At 52.9% G+C, this 13277-nt stretch carries 14 protein-coding genes; 1 reads left to right on the top strand and 13 read right to left on the bottom strand.

Annotated elements, in window-relative coordinates:
* Nucleotides 1–27 precede the first annotated feature (27 nt).
* The 11 genes from aroF to L1F29_RS08265 all read right to left on the bottom strand — a co-directional run bounded on the left by aroF (nt 28) and on the right by L1F29_RS08265 (nt 10516).
* Complete coding sequence (gene aroF, locus L1F29_RS08315; protein ID WP_258387862.1) at nt 28–1089, bottom strand: 3-deoxy-7-phosphoheptulonate synthase; 1062 nt, start codon at nt 1087–1089, stop codon at nt 28–30.
* A gap of 149 nt (nt 1090–1238) precedes the next feature.
* Nucleotides 1239–1766, bottom strand: coding sequence for a DUF2062 domain-containing protein (locus L1F29_RS08310; protein ID WP_258387861.1), 528 nt, complete (start codon nt 1764–1766; stop codon nt 1239–1241).
* 21 nt (nt 1767–1787) lie between these two features.
* Nucleotides 1788–2738 carry a 4-hydroxy-3-methylbut-2-enyl diphosphate reductase gene (locus tag L1F29_RS08305; RefSeq protein WP_258387860.1) on the bottom strand — a complete coding sequence of 317 codons (951 nt, stop codon included), beginning with the start codon at nt 2736–2738 and terminating at the stop codon, nt 1788–1790.
* Between the two features lie 37 nt (nt 2739–2775).
* The gene (locus tag L1F29_RS08300) at nt 2776–4269 is read right to left on the bottom strand and encodes a sensor histidine kinase (RefSeq protein ID WP_258387859.1); all 1494 of its coding nucleotides are present in this window, start codon (nt 4267–4269) and stop codon (nt 2776–2778) included.
* A gap of 4 nt (nt 4270–4273) precedes the next feature.
* Nucleotides 4274–4963 carry a response regulator transcription factor gene (locus L1F29_RS08295; protein WP_258387858.1) on the bottom strand — a complete coding sequence of 230 codons (690 nt, stop codon included), beginning with the start codon at nt 4961–4963 and terminating at the stop codon, nt 4274–4276.
* A 131-nt stretch (nt 4964–5094) separates the two neighbouring features.
* Nucleotides 5095–6684 carry a S1C family serine protease gene (locus L1F29_RS08290; protein ID WP_258387857.1) on the bottom strand — a complete coding sequence of 530 codons (1590 nt, stop codon included), beginning with the start codon at nt 6682–6684 and terminating at the stop codon, nt 5095–5097.
* Between the two features lie 165 nt (nt 6685–6849).
* Nucleotides 6850–7263 (bottom strand): YugN family protein, encoded by a 414-nt coding sequence (locus L1F29_RS08285; RefSeq protein ID WP_258387856.1) that lies wholly within the window; start codon nt 7261–7263, stop codon nt 6850–6852.
* 65 nt (nt 7264–7328) lie between these two features.
* Nucleotides 7329–7994 carry a response regulator gene (locus L1F29_RS08280; RefSeq protein WP_258387855.1) on the bottom strand — a complete coding sequence of 222 codons (666 nt, stop codon included), beginning with the start codon at nt 7992–7994 and terminating at the stop codon, nt 7329–7331.
* Nucleotides 7981–9030 (bottom strand): sensor histidine kinase, encoded by a 1050-nt coding sequence (locus L1F29_RS08275; protein ID WP_258387854.1) that lies wholly within the window; start codon nt 9028–9030, stop codon nt 7981–7983. Before L1F29_RS08275 ends, L1F29_RS08280 begins: the two co-directional genes overlap by 14 nt.
* A 9-nt stretch (nt 9031–9039) precedes the next feature.
* Nucleotides 9040–10152, bottom strand: a complete 1113-nt coding sequence (gene liaF / locus L1F29_RS08270; protein WP_258387853.1) for a cell wall-active antibiotics response protein LiaF — start codon at nt 10150–10152, stop codon at nt 9040–9042.
* Between the two features lie 229 nt (nt 10153–10381).
* On the bottom strand, nt 10382–10516 hold the full coding sequence (locus tag L1F29_RS08265; RefSeq protein WP_258387852.1) for a hypothetical protein: 135 nt from the start codon (nt 10514–10516) through the stop codon (nt 10382–10384).
* Nucleotides 10517–10648: 132 nt separating this feature from the next.
* On the opposite strand from L1F29_RS08265, the gene L1F29_RS08260 reads away from it, so the two are divergent.
* Nucleotides 10649–11614 (top strand): formylglycine-generating enzyme family protein, encoded by a 966-nt coding sequence (locus L1F29_RS08260; protein WP_373876485.1) that lies wholly within the window; start codon nt 10649–10651, stop codon nt 11612–11614.
* A gap of 99 nt (nt 11615–11713) precedes the next feature.
* Here L1F29_RS08260 and L1F29_RS08255 read toward each other — a convergent pair whose 3' ends face one another.
* Nucleotides 11714–12226: an RNA polymerase sigma factor gene (locus L1F29_RS08255; protein WP_258387851.1), complete on the bottom strand. Its 513-nt coding sequence runs from the start codon at nt 12224–12226 to the stop codon at nt 11714–11716.
* 137 nt (nt 12227–12363) lie between these two features.
* On the bottom strand, nt 12364–13029 hold the full coding sequence (locus L1F29_RS34185) for a 3D domain-containing protein (protein WP_309252386.1): 666 nt from the start codon (nt 13027–13029) through the stop codon (nt 12364–12366).
* Nucleotides 13030–13277: the final 248 nt, after the last annotated feature.

Genomic DNA, 13277 nt, shown 5'->3' with positions numbered 1-13277 from the left:
TCTACATGTTAATGTTCGAGAAATCGATTATATCTTCCAGCTTGCAAAAGCTTCGGCTGGCGCTTTCTCCGTGTCGAATCGTTTCCCGACGATATTCGCAATTTGCTCCAGTTCCTTCAGGAGGCCGGCGAACTGATCCGGGAACAGCGACTGTACGCCATCGCCTGTCATCGAGTTGTCGGGATCGGTATGCATCTCAATGATCAGGCCGTTCGCACCGGCGGCGACAGAAGCTTTGGACATCGGCTCAACCAGCTCGCGCCGGCCCGTGCCATGGCTTGGGTCCGAGATAACGGGCAGATGGCTCAGCTGCTGCAGTACAGGAATGGCTGCAAGGTCAAGCGTGTTGCGCGTGTATTGCTCGAACGTCCGGATACCGCGCTCGCACAGCATCACGTTCGGATTCCCGCCGGCCAGCATGTATTCCGCCGCGTTCAAGAACTCGTCATAGGTAGCGCTGAATCCGCGCTTCAGAAGTACCGGCGTTTGAATCGTGCCCAGCTTGCGAAGCAGGTCGAAGTTCTGCATGTTGCGTGTCCCGACCTGTAAAATATCCGCGTACTCGGCGCAAACATCGACGTATTCCGGCGTCATTACTTCTGTAATCGTGAGCAGGCCGTGCCTGCGTCCCGCCTCCGCCATCATGGCCAAACCTTCAACGCCAACGCCCTGGAAGCTGTATGGGCCTGTGCGCGGCTTGAACGCGCCGCCGCGGAGCACCTGGCCGCCGGCCGCCTTCACCAAACGAGCGATCTCATCGATCTGCTCCGGCGTTTCCACGGCACAAGGTCCGCCCATGATAACAAGATTGTCGCCGCCGATTTTGACGCCTTTAATATCAATAACCGTATCGTCGGGATGGAAGTCCCGGCTGGCCAGTTTATAAGATTTCGATATTTTAATGACATTCTCGACGCCCTTCATTTGGCGAAGATGCTCGGCGAGCGTCGGCTCTGCCTTGCCGACGATGCCGATAACCGTCCGGTCCGTTCCTCGCGATACATGGGCTTGAACGCCAGATTTCTCGATATACGCGGTAATTTCACCAATTCGCTCTTCCGTAATGCTGCTGTTTGTTATGACGATCATATCCAATACCCCTTTTCTCGCTTCAACGCGTATACGCTTTTATGCTTCTAAGCTTTTGTGCTTTTAACCACTAAAGCAAATATACAAGAAAAAACCGATCTCGTCAAGAGACCGGTTTTTCCCTTTTTTCTTTATGCGATGACTTCTGTCTACTCTGTCGCGTGCTTCGTGTTCGGCGGAACAGCGGCTTCGAATAAGCTTCGCCGCTCCTTGCGCTTCTCTCTGCGTTTGTCCGCAACGAGCTGAATCGCCCATCTGATCACGAAATAGAACAGTACGCCGAGCAGAATGCCATCGATAATCCCGCCTACAATGAGCTTCAAATTGACGAGCAGGATATGGTCGATCCACCCCGGCGCAAACGGAATATGAATTCTTAGCTGGTTAGGAAGCACCCAGCCTCCCACCATACTGTTCACGAACGCCACGGGAATATATATGATTTTGCCGACGACAAACCCTAGCAGCGCTCCGGCCAGACTTGCGTTCATCCAATAGATTAGGGGAAAGATAAGGAAGAATGCAAGACCGTATGTGGGCAGCGTAACCATTTCGACGGCTATGCCGATCGCAAATCCGAGCGCTACAAAGGATGCTCCGCCGGGAGCCCGCATCAGCTGACTGTATTTATATTTGATCCAGCGTTTAATTGAGCGCGGTTTGCGTCTCACACTCATCCGATATGCGCCTCATTCCCTTTAGATCGACGTGTTCGTACGGACGGTTGGCAGCAGCTTGTTCATGTTGATCGTTCTTTTAGCCACCCATGTGTCGGGGGACGCATCGTCAAACTGTTCAAGATAAGAGATGACTTCCTTGGTAATCGGCGTCGGCGTCGATGCGCCTGAAGTAACGGCAACGCGCTTCTTGCCTTTCAGCCATTCGATCTGGATTTCACTTACGTCAGCGACCCGGTACGCCTTCACGCCGGCAATTTCCTCCGAAACCTGGGCAAGCCGGTTGGAGTTATTGCTTCGCGGATCGCCCACGACGATACAGAGCTCCGCTTCTCCGGCTTGACCGGCAACGGCTTCCTGCCGGACCTGCGTAGCCATGCAGATCTCATTATGAATTTCCGCTGTCGGGAACTTCTCGGACAGCTTGTTGATCAGGTGGCGGATGTCCCATTGCGACATCGTCGTCTGGTTCGTAATGATCATACGATCCGTCGTCAGCGCAAGCCGATCAATCTCTTCTTCACGTTCGATCAGATGCACATGACCTGGCGCAATGCCGATTGCGCCCTCAGGCTCAGGATGCCCATTTTTGCCGATATAAATGATTTCATATCCATCTGCAACCTTATCGCGTATGAGATCATGCGTCTTCGTCACGTCCGGACAGGTCGCATCGACGATCGACAGCCCTTTCTCGCGGGCGATCCGGCGAACCTCGGGCGAGACGCCGTGAGCCGTGAATATGACGGTGCCTTGATCGATTTTGCTTAAAATCTCCAGGCGGTTCTCGCCGTCCAGCGTAATAACGCCTTCCTGCTTGAGCGCCTCTGTAACGTGACTGTTGTGAACAATCATGCCCAATATATAAATTGGGCGCGGCAATTCTGAATTTTTGACCGTTTGCAGTGCCATAACCATAGCATCTACAACCCCATAGCAATAACCGCGCGGTGATATTTTGACAATTTCCATACGTGCACCTACCTTCCCAAAGCCGAGCTTCGTTCTATTATACCTGATTCGACTTGTCGAGAAAAGCAAGAGGCAGCCATACGGTAAATGTCGATCCTTCGCCTTCCCGTGTCGAAACCTCGATCGAGCCGGAATGCTCATCGATAATCCATTTGGCAATCGAAAGCCCGAGTCCCGTTCCGCTTGTCTTGCCGCGGGATACGTCCGCACGGTAGAACCGCTCGAAGATGTGCGGAATTTCATCGCTGTTCATGCCGATTCCCGTATCTTGAATGACAATGCCCGCTTGGTTGCCGGATTTGACCGCATGCAGCTTGACATACCCCGACGGCGTGTATTTGAATGCATTCTCTACGAAGATGAACAGCAGCTGGCGCAGGAAGTCTGCATGGCCGTGTACGGTAACGCCCTCTAACGGGGACAGATCGCCTATCACCCATTCAGCCGTCCGAGGCAGCAGCTGCGCTCTGCGCGCAACGTCCTCGACCAGCGGAAGGAGCAGCTCCTCCTGCTTCTCCATGACGTATCCCGCATCTGCGCGGGCCAGCGACAGCAGATCATTGACGAGCCCCGACATCCGCTTCGCTTCGGCGGCCACATCCATCATGGCTTCCCGCGTCAGCACAACATTGGATTCCGTTAACAGCGATCCCATGTCACCTGATCCTCCGTCTGCCCGTTTGGCTTGCGCCGCTTCCAGCGCGGGCAGCCACATTCGCTCCAGCAGCTCGATATTGCCGCGTATAGTCGTCAGCGGCGTCCGCAGCTCATGCGACGCGTCGGATACGAACCGACGCTGCGCCATATAGGCCTCATCCAGCTCATTGTACGTCGTTTCAATGCGCTCTAGCATGCTGTTCAGCGTATCCGTCAGATGTCCCATTTCATCATTGGGGCCTTCGCGCTCGATCCGCACGCTAAGATTCGATCCGTTCTTGATCTGCGTAACGGCTTGAATGACGTTCTTGACCGGCCGCAGCGCCTGCCGCGCAATAATAAGCCCGACTGTAAATGCGATTACGATGACCGCGAGGGAGGAGAAGATCAGAGTCGTTCTTAAATTTTTCATATAATTGTCAAGCGGGCTTGTATAATAAGCGACCTGCAGCACGCCGACGGTCTCATTGTTAGCCTTTAATTGCAGTGGCAGCTGATAGGCCAGAAACCGGTAATGATCGACCTCCAATTGCACATAACCGGTTTCAATCTTCTTATCGGGATCCGGAACAGGCAGCCGCAGCCTCGTATCCTTCAGATTGTCGGACTGATCCAACTCCCCGTTCGTATAATTGACAACCTGAATATACACATTGTTGCCTTCGAACCGGTTCGAGTAATTAAGATTCAACCCCCCGCTGAAAAAATCAACCGTCGGCACAATGCGCAATTGGCGAAGCTGCTCCTCGATTTGCGATTTTACGTCCCTATAAGTGTTATAGTTGACGAACCAATAGATGGATACGCCAAAGATAAGAAGCGTCACGGCCAGCAAGGAAGAATACCACATCGTTAGTTTCAGCCGGATCGACATCGGATCAATTCTCTCCTCTCAACACATAACCGGTTCCGCGAACTGTCTGGATGAGCCGCTTGTACCCGCCTTCCTCCGTCTTCTGCCGGAGCATGGCGATGTACACTTCAAGCACATTCGATTCGCCGCTGTAATCATAGCCCCATATCTTGTCCATAATGGAATCGCGCGTTAAGACTCTGCGCGGATTCTGCATAAACAGGTGAAGAAGATCGAATTCCTTCGCCGTCAGGTCGATTCGCCTTTCATTGCGGACGGCTTCCCGCGAGTCCAAATCCAGTATCAAATCTTCGTATACGATCCGATTGGTCTGTTCCTCGAGCTTATCGGTTTTCCGGCGCAGCAGCGCTCGGACCCGGGCCAGCAGCTCCTCCAGCGCGAAGGGCTTGACCAAATAATCGTCGGCACCGATGTCCAATCCCTTGACCCGGTCCTGAATATCATCCTTTGCGGTCAGCATCAGGATCGGCACCGTGCTTCCCCCTTCGCGGACGCGGCTGCAGACCTCCCAGCCGTCCACCTGAGGCATCATAACATCCAGAATAAGCAGATCGGGATCGCTTGTCAGCATAGCCTTTAATCCTTCAAGTCCGTTATTGGCAGTCGCCACCTCGTAGCCCTCGAAAGCCAGGCTGCGGCGCAGCAGCGAAGTAATTTTCTCATCGTCGTCCACGACCAGAATATGCGGTCTCATCGGTTCTCTCCCACTCCTTAGCAATCTCTCTTAACGTCTAGTATAACGCAATTCATCACCCGAATCCCAGCCATGCAAAAATGCGCAGGCAGTACTACCTACTGCCTGCGCCGGTTCGGTGCGCTTTATTACTATTGCTGCTGCCGCTGATTCTGCGGCTGCTGAGCGAACTCGTTGGCGTTCCCGATTTCGACAGTCACATCCATGGATTTGCCGTTACGGATAATGCTCAGCGTAATTTTATCTCCAACGGCTTTCGTCTTGACCGCGGCAATAAATTCTTCTTTTGTTTTGTACTTCGTACCGTCCATTGCAGTGATGACATCGTATTGGCGAAGGTCGGCCAAATAGGCTGGCGATTTATAGATCACGCTATCGATATAGAAACCCTCTTTGCTGGAAAGTCCGAGCTCCTGTTGGAGCTGGTCCGATATATCGCCCAGTCTTGCGCCGATAAACGGAGCCGGTTTCTTCGGAATCTCTTTGTTTGCTTTCAGTGCTTCCAGATTCTCCATAATCGTACTGGTCGGAATCGCAAATCCGATGCCCTGCGCTTGCGAGCTGACGGCCGTGTTGATGCCGATCACTTCCCCTTGCAGGTTGAGCAGCGGGCCGCCGGAGTTGCCGGGATTAATGGAAGCGTCTGTCTGCAGCAGGTGCTCGTAGTTACGCGTTCCCTCCGCATCCGGAATGCTGATCGGTCTTTCTTTGGCGCTGAGTACGCCGACCGTTACCGTATGGTCGAAGCCGTGCGGGTTGCCGATCGCCACGACCCAATCGCCGATATCGGCTTTCTCGGAGCTGCCTATTTTCAGCGTCGGGAACCCCGTCCCCTCCACCTTCAGCACCGCAAGGTCAAGATCGTAGTTGGCGCCTAGCTTCTTCGCCGTGAGCGGCTTGTCGTGGCCTTCGACCGTCACCTGAATCTCGTCGGCATCGGCGATGACGTGCTGATTCGTCAGGATGTAACCGTCGGATTCGAAGAAGAAGCCGGTTCCCATTCCGCTCGGAACGAGCTGACCGGTACCTTGTCCGGAGCTGTCGCCGCCGCCTTGATCCCCGTACCCGTCGCCGAAGAACTGACGGAAGAACGGGTCATCCAATATGCTGTCGCTTCGGTTCGATTGCTGCTGCTTGGAGAACGTCTGGATTTTTACGACCGCCGGGCTTGCCTGTTCGAAAATTTTGGCGATGTTATTCGGTCTGACGACATCGGAGACATTCGATACGACGCCGTCGTCTCCCGGCTTGGCGTTCGTGTTCGCCCCTTGTCCGACCGATGGCGAGCCGCCAAGCGCTTGATCGCTGGAGAACCAATTTTGCCGGTCCGCCATGAACATCAAGGAGCCGACTGCCACTACTCCGACCATGAAAGAAGCGAAGACCGCTTTGAACGATGTGCGCCGCGGCTCACGTCCCTGCCAACCGCCTTTAGCCGACTGTGTCGGAGCGAACGGCCGAAGCTGCGCAGGCGGCGTTACCTCAACCTGACTGCCCGGAGCCGAATCGCCGCCATATGCCTGTTTGGATTGCATAGGTTTCGAATCGGCTTCCGCCGCCGGTTTGAACGGACCATACGAATAATAATAGGCCGGCTTCTGCTGCTCGGAATTTTTATCCGTTTGGTGCTCGTTATATGTCTCGTCCGCTTTATCCATCTTGTTGTCGCTGCTGCCCGATTGGAAAAAGTCGTCGAATGGGTTCTTTTTGTTGTCTTCCATTGTGTATCTCCTCCTCATGTTTCATTCCTATTGTACATCATTGCTCGTTTCTATAGTTCTATCTTGCACAATCTACCTTAAATCAAACTTAAAAACAATTTAAATAGACATAAAAAAATCCGACTTTGCTTCAACAGCCTCGTCGGATTCGTCCATTATTCTATTTCACTGCGGCAGAACCTGCTCCAGTTCTCCCAATACTTGTTTCGCTTTATCCACCCAATGCGGTTCGATCTCGGCATCGGGATCGGAAGGTGACTGAAATTGGTCGACGAAACTCCCAAGCGCCCCGGACTGCGCATCGGAATCAAGCCCTTCTTCATATACATGCTTCAGGACAAAGGGCTGGCCGAACCGGATTTTGGCATCGTTATCCGTCGTTTCGCCGTCCAAATTGCCATTGGTAACGTCGAACGGCAGACGAAGCCATACCATGTTCGCTTCATCCAAGGAACGGTCGAAGGAACCGTGGTCATACTCCCAATTGCCTCCAAGGGAGAAGTTGTAGTTCGCCAGCTTCGTTCTCATCTCTACAAATTCCTGCTCGTTATCTTGCAGCTTCGATGAAAGGGGGATCATAGCGTATGCATTCTCCTAACATGTAATCGTTATTTTCTTGTTAGAATGTCCATTACGATCCGTTGCTATCCCGTTTTCACCCATCCTTTGCGATGAGCGAATACGGCAAGCTGCGTTCGGTCCTCCAGCTCGCACTTCATAAGCAGATTGCTTACATGCGTTTTTACCGTCTTGATGCTGATATGGAGTTCCTCGCCGATCTCTTTATTCGAGCGTCCCTCCGCGATGAGCAGAAGAACCTCCCGTTCCCTCTCCGTCAGTCCCTCGTCCGCTCCCTGCGCGGTCCGCTGCCTGAGGCCGCGCGTCAGCGCTTGGGACACGTCCGACGTCATGACCGGCATCCCCTTCACCGCTCCGTTCAGCGCGTAGATCAGCTCTTCGGCGGATACGGTCTTCAGAACATAGCTGACGGCGCCCGCTTCCACCGCAGCAACGACCTTCTCATCCTCCAGAAAGCTTGTCAGCATGACGATCTTCTGCTCGGGAAACTCCTTCATGATGGCTTTCGTCGCTTCCACGCCATCCATATGGGGCATCATCAAATCCATCAGGATTAGATTCGGCTCGCCTCCAGGCACGCCCTTCCTCAGAATATCCAGCGCCTCTAAACCATCGCCTGCCTCGGCAACAACATCGAACTTCGGCTCCAGCATGAGATAGGTGCGAAGACCCGCCCGCACCATATCATGATCATCAACAATCATTATTCTCCATTGTTCATTCCCGTTCATCGTCCATTTCGGCTCCTTTATGGCTATAATTTGGCAATGTGACCCGAACGCGCGTCCCGCTGCCCGGCTTGCTGATGATAGAGGCGTCTCCTCCGAGCTTGTTCGCCCTCTCCCTCATTGTAGAAAGTCCGTAAGATCCCCGCTTCACCTGATCGGCGCGGAAGCCCGCCCCGTCATCCTGAAGGGTCATGACAATTTGCCGTTCCGTCTCGGAAATCGTCAGCACCGCGGTTTGCGCTCCCGAATGCTTGACGATATTGGCCATCGCTTCTTGAAGAATCAGAAACAATTGATGCTCCTTCGCTTCGGACAGCTTCTCCTTCACGCGCCATTCCTGGAAGCCCTGCAGGCCATTCTGGCGGCAGTAATCCGGAAACCACTTGTCGATCGCCTCTTGAAGCGACCGGCCTTCCAGCTCCAGCGGACGAAGCTGGGCAATAAATCCGCGCATTTGCTTCTGCGCCATCGAAGACATGGTTATGAGCTGGTTCATAACCGATTCAGCCCGCTGTTTGTCCATCTCCAATAACTTGGGAAGCGAGGAAGCCGACATATGAATAGCGAATAACTGCTGGCTGACCGTGTCGTGCAAATCCCGCGCCAAGCGCTTGCGTTCCTCAAGCACCGCAGCCTCGTTCGAAGCCGCCTCGTGCATCACTTGCTCTTCGCCCGTACGTTGTATCAACTGCGTACGCTCTTCCAGCGAGGCGACCAAGTCGTTAAACTCCTGATATGCGGAAGAGAACGATCTGGCGCCGGCCACTGGCAGACGGACGGCATAATTGCCGTGCGCGGCCTGCTTGATGCCCAGATACAGCATATCGATCCGGCGCTGCGTCCGCTGCGCCGCCCAATACCCGAAGCCGCTGCTGACAAGTAAAAAAACGGCGGCAACGCCGATCCACAGATCGTGTTTCCCGAACTGTGAATCGACATAGTGGCCTCCGAAAACCCAAACCAGAACCGATATGATCGACGATGCGACGAACATCATGATCATTTCCCATTTACTGCTGCGCAGCAATTTCACCATCATGAACGAGAATCACCCTACCTTCGTAACGCGCACATCGCCGATAAAGGTGCTGACGACCAGCTTAACTTTTTTTTCCGTCTCGTGAAAGTATGCCGTCTCCACATTCATATTCTTGAACATGCCGCCTTCCTTGCGGTCCAGAACGGAAACATCGCCGATAAACGCACTGGATACAACGTGAACGCCGACTTCATAGTCGTTCGGGATAAATACCTTCACATCGCCGATAAAGGAAGAGATATGGATCCGCGTCTCACCGAACGGGATTTGCGCCTTTGTTAAATCAAGCACCGTATCTCCGATAAAGTGGGAGATATTCATCGGCTTCAGCTCATAATAATCTTGCCCGACATAGATATCGCCGATAAAACCGGAACGGTTCTGCGCATTCGAGTCCGAATTCCACCATTCGGTGCGTCCATGGCGTTCCCCGCAGCGATGGCTCCAGTTATCCGCCTTCCGTTCCATCCGTTCCCGGACGCGTTCCGCGCGTTCTTGCATCCGGTCGAGCTTCGACTGCATCTTGGATTCGTAATGGCCTGCGTTGTTATGAGGCGTATATCCTCCCTCATGATGCGGTCCGAACGAATTCGGATTCGGGTTCGGATTCGAATTTTTTGATCCCTGCTGTTCCGCGCCATAATCGTTCTCATTCAGGCCGGAGCCCGGCTTCGTCGGATCCGGATGAAGCGGCGGCGCCGGCGGAACCGGCTTATCCGATGGCGAATACGGGTAGGCCTTCCATTCATCGGTAGGCGACGGCGTATCGCCGCCCTTCTTCTTCGGCTTCATAATCATCCGAAAGCCGAACAAGATAATGATAACCGGCAGCGCGAATTGAATGATATCCCCGAATTCCCATATAAACCAGCCCATATTACGCCCAAGAAATACGAAACCGACAATCGTCAGTACCGCTGCCCCCCAGAAGGAGCCCTGTCCGCCAACCGCTCGCTTAACAAATTCCTTCAAGCCCAGAAACATCAGCAGCAGCGGCCAGAAAACCGAAATAATATCTCCAAGGTCAAAATCGAACACTCCGCCCTGCTTGAGCATCAACCCTACCCCGATGGCGATAATGAATAATCCCCACATCAGACGGTTTAAAAAATGTCCATTCATATCAGCACCAGCCTTCAATTACTCTTTTGTCTTTGTATCCACAGTATACTCGATGCCAGAGGGGGGATAAAGGGTCTGCCGATTGAAAAGATCCTACATCTTAAGACCGAGAACGGACACTTACCTTCGGCATTCACGCAGCAGCGGCTGGCCGAAAACGGCGGCCATAAGAAAGAGGAGCCCTGCGCGGCTCCTCTTGAGATTTGCTTTTATGATCCGGGAAGTCCGGTTACTTGTTCGCTTTTTGCTTAGCGGCTTTGTTTGCTGCTGTATTACCTACTGGTTCACCTGCGTTCTCTTGAGCAAATTCAGCATTGAACTGATTCTGGGACGCCTTCATTTTATTGTTCTTGTTTTTCGCCATTGTACTCACCTCCGTACACCGATAGTATGGCGGAGCGTCAGACACTTTATGTAATCGGCGTATCATCCTAGGCGCTTTCGGGGGAGTCTGGTAGAATAAGAACAGAACATCTGCAGATAAAGGAGAAATACCATGTCTGATATGAACGATAATAAGCCCTCATGCTGCTCGGCTTCCCGCCCTTCCTCCGATAAGGCCATTTCGGAGGCTGATCCTGTTCGTGAAAGCGTCCGGCATCAAGCTCCGCTGACGGAGATGATTCTGCTCCCTGGCGGGACGTTCCGGATGGGCAATGATATGCCCGACGGGTTTCCCGCTGACGGGGAAGGCCCTTCCCGCGATGTGACGGTTTCACCATTCTACATCGCACCCCATACGGTCACGAACAAAGAGTTCGCCCGGTTTGTTGAAGATACGGGGTATACAACCGAAGCGGAACATTTCGGCTGCTCCTACGTATTCCATATGCTAGCAACGGAAGAAACGAGAATTAACTCACAAGTGCCTGTCGAAACACCATGGTGGCTCAACGTAGTTGGCGCCTACTGGCGCGAACCTGAAGGTCCCGGATCCAGCCTGGAGGATCGCTGGAACCATCCGGTCATACACATTTCCTGGAACGATGCGATCAAGTACTGTCAATGGGCCGGTGTCCGTCTTCCTACCGAAGCGGAATGGGAATACGCCGCTCGGGGCGGTCTCGAGCGCAAGACGTACCCTTGGGGGGACCTGCTCAAACAAGACGGCGAGCACCGCTGCAACATCTGGCAAGGAAAATTCCCGATCAAAAACAATGCCAGTGACGGCTATATCGGAACGGCTCCGGTCGATACGTATGAGCCGAACGGTTACGGTCTCTACAATATGTCCGGGAATGTCTGGGAATGGTGCTCGGACTGGTTCATGCCCAATTATCACCGCAGTACGCCAGCACAGGATCCCAAGGGTGAAGTACCGTCCGGCAACCGTTCCATGCGGGGAGGCTCTTACCTGTGCCACCGCTCGTACTGCAATCGTTACCGGGTAGCTGCCCGAAGCAAGAATACGCCTGACAGCTCGTCCGGAAACATCGGATTTCGCGTCGTGGCGGATGCTTAAGATCTCGCGTCCGGGCAGGATAAGCCATGGATAACTAAAAGAGGGCCGCTTATAATCAGCGTGCCCTCTATTTATTGATTCGTCCATCTTCACGACGGGTCAGATATGCAGCTGTTCGTCCATCAGCCGTCTCAATAGCAGCTTCGTACGGTGTATCCGGGCTTTGACGGTACCGACAGGCACCTTCATCGCATCGGCGATCTCCTGATCCTTGAAACCATAGTAGAACTTATACAGCAGCAGCGTCCGGGCCTTCGGATCAAGCAGTCCCAGCAGCTCCGACAGCTCCATCATCAATTCGGCCTCGCTGCTCGTGTCGCAATCGGGATCCTGCTGCTCGTCTGCCAGCCGGTCGCTGGGCTGCGAGCGCTTCGTCTGCCGGTTGATATTGATGGCCACATTCGTCGTAATCGCCTTCGCCCAAGAATTCAGCTTGCTCTGCTCGCGCAGCGTATCCTGTTTCGACAATATGCGTACCCACGCTTCCTGGACCGCATCCTGGGCATCGGATTTATTATTGACCTTTGCGTAAGCCACACGGATCATCTGATTATAAAGATCACGAATTTGGGCTTCATATTGTTCATAGCCAATCGCTTTTCTGTCCATCATTTGATCCGCTCCAAACAATTTATGATGGCGTTTATAATCATCATTATATAGTAAATCTTAACATACTTATATGGCAAAAAAAAAAAGAATGTACAAGCCGGCAAGATGCCAGGGTACATTCTTCTTTTACATCGGCACTAAGATTCGGGCAAATTCGCCGGAATCCTCTTCTGGGCGAGAACGGCGCTGTTCAACGATTTAAGCTTTGCCTCCGTAAGCTTGCCCTCGCCTTTCTTCAAGACTTGAACGGTAACCTTTCGTTTTCCCCATTGCTTATATACTTGCTTCTTCGTCTCGAAATAGAGATCGATTTTCTTCCCTTTGATTTTGGAGCCGGTATCCGCTACGACGGCATATCCGTAACCGGGAACGTACATCAGCGTGCCGATCGGAAACACTTTAGGATCAGCGGCAATCGTAGATACATGGCTGCGCTGAACCTTAACGCCGGAGTAGGTGATTCCGTACAACTTGTGACCGGGCCGCTTCCCCGTCGATTCTATTCCCGCCGTGTAACCGGTGGCAACTACGCTCACCTGGCTTAGCGCTCTTTCAGCGGCAATTGCTGCCTCTGCTTCTTCATTTACAGGAGCCTGAGCCTGTGATTGAGCCTTTGGTTTTGGTGACGGCCCTATGAGGGTGTCAGGCGATGTTGTTTGCATAACCGGCTTCTCCATAACGGCTCGGCTGTCATTGCCGATTTCCTGGGCGAAGCATTCAACCGTAATTCCCGCCATAAAGAGCGCAATCGTGAGTACACCGATATTTATGCAACGTTTGAACGTTTTAAAGCTTGTCGACATCTGGAAGAACTCCTCCTTGTTTCGAAGGTTACCCCATTGTAACAAGCTTTATTCACAAATCTATCATCCAAATACTAGAATACCGGCTGCAAAACCGGATTTTGGTAGATTCGGTTCAATCCGCCTCTTTTGTTTCAAGGAAATCGGCCAATTGGGTTTGGAAAATGTTAACGGCCGCCTTTGTTCCCGACTTTGATGAAAATCAGTGATATTCGTGAACAACAGCGACCGTAAAAACCATTCTGCCT

The organism is Paenibacillus spongiae (assembly GCF_024734895.1).
Lineage (GTDB): Bacteria > Bacillota > Bacilli > Paenibacillales > Paenibacillaceae > Paenibacillus_Z > Paenibacillus_Z spongiae.
This window is presented reverse-complemented; position numbering and strand designations above follow the sequence as displayed.

Excerpts from the sequence above, each read along its gene's own strand:
- L1F29_RS34185 (WP_309252386.1), bottom strand. The coding sequence starts at position 13,029 with ATGTCGACAAGCTTTAAAACGTTCAAACGTTGCATAAATATCGGTGTA.
- L1F29_RS08295 (WP_258387858.1), bottom strand. The coding sequence starts at position 4,963 with ATGAGACCGCATATTCTGGTCGTGGACGACGATGAGAAAATTACTTCG.
- L1F29_RS08265 (WP_258387852.1), bottom strand. The coding sequence starts at position 10,516 with ATGGCGAAAAACAAGAACAATAAAATGAAGGCGTCCCAGAATCAGTTC.
- liaF (WP_258387853.1), bottom strand. The coding sequence starts at position 10,152 with ATGAATGGACATTTTTTAAACCGTCTGATGTGGGGATTATTCATTATC.
- L1F29_RS08255 (WP_258387851.1), bottom strand. The coding sequence starts at position 12,226 with ATGATGGACAGAAAAGCGATTGGCTATGAACAATATGAAGCCCAAATT.
- L1F29_RS08300 (WP_258387859.1), bottom strand. The coding sequence starts at position 4,269 with ATGTCGATCCGGCTGAAACTAACGATGTGGTATTCTTCCTTGCTGGCC.
- L1F29_RS08290 (WP_258387857.1), bottom strand. The coding sequence starts at position 6,684 with ATGGAAGACAACAAAAAGAACCCATTCGACGACTTTTTCCAATCGGGC.
- L1F29_RS08260 (WP_373876485.1), top strand. The coding sequence starts at position 10,649 with ATGTCTGATATGAACGATAATAAGCCCTCATGCTGCTCGGCTTCCCGC.
- L1F29_RS08275 (WP_258387854.1), bottom strand. The coding sequence starts at position 9,030 with ATGATGGTGAAATTGCTGCGCAGCAGTAAATGGGAAATGATCATGATG.
- aroF (WP_258387862.1), bottom strand. The coding sequence starts at position 1,089 with ATGATCGTCATAACAAACAGCAGCATTACGGAAGAGCGAATTGGTGAA.
- L1F29_RS08305 (WP_258387860.1), bottom strand. The coding sequence starts at position 2,738 with ATGGAAATTGTCAAAATATCACCGCGCGGTTATTGCTATGGGGTTGTA.
- L1F29_RS08280 (WP_258387855.1), bottom strand. The coding sequence starts at position 7,994 with ATGAACGGGAATGAACAATGGAGAATAATGATTGTTGATGATCATGAT.
- L1F29_RS08285 (WP_258387856.1), bottom strand. The coding sequence starts at position 7,263 with ATGATCCCCCTTTCATCGAAGCTGCAAGATAACGAGCAGGAATTTGTA.
- L1F29_RS08310 (WP_258387861.1), bottom strand. The coding sequence starts at position 1,766 with ATGAGTGTGAGACGCAAACCGCGCTCAATTAAACGCTGGATCAAATAT.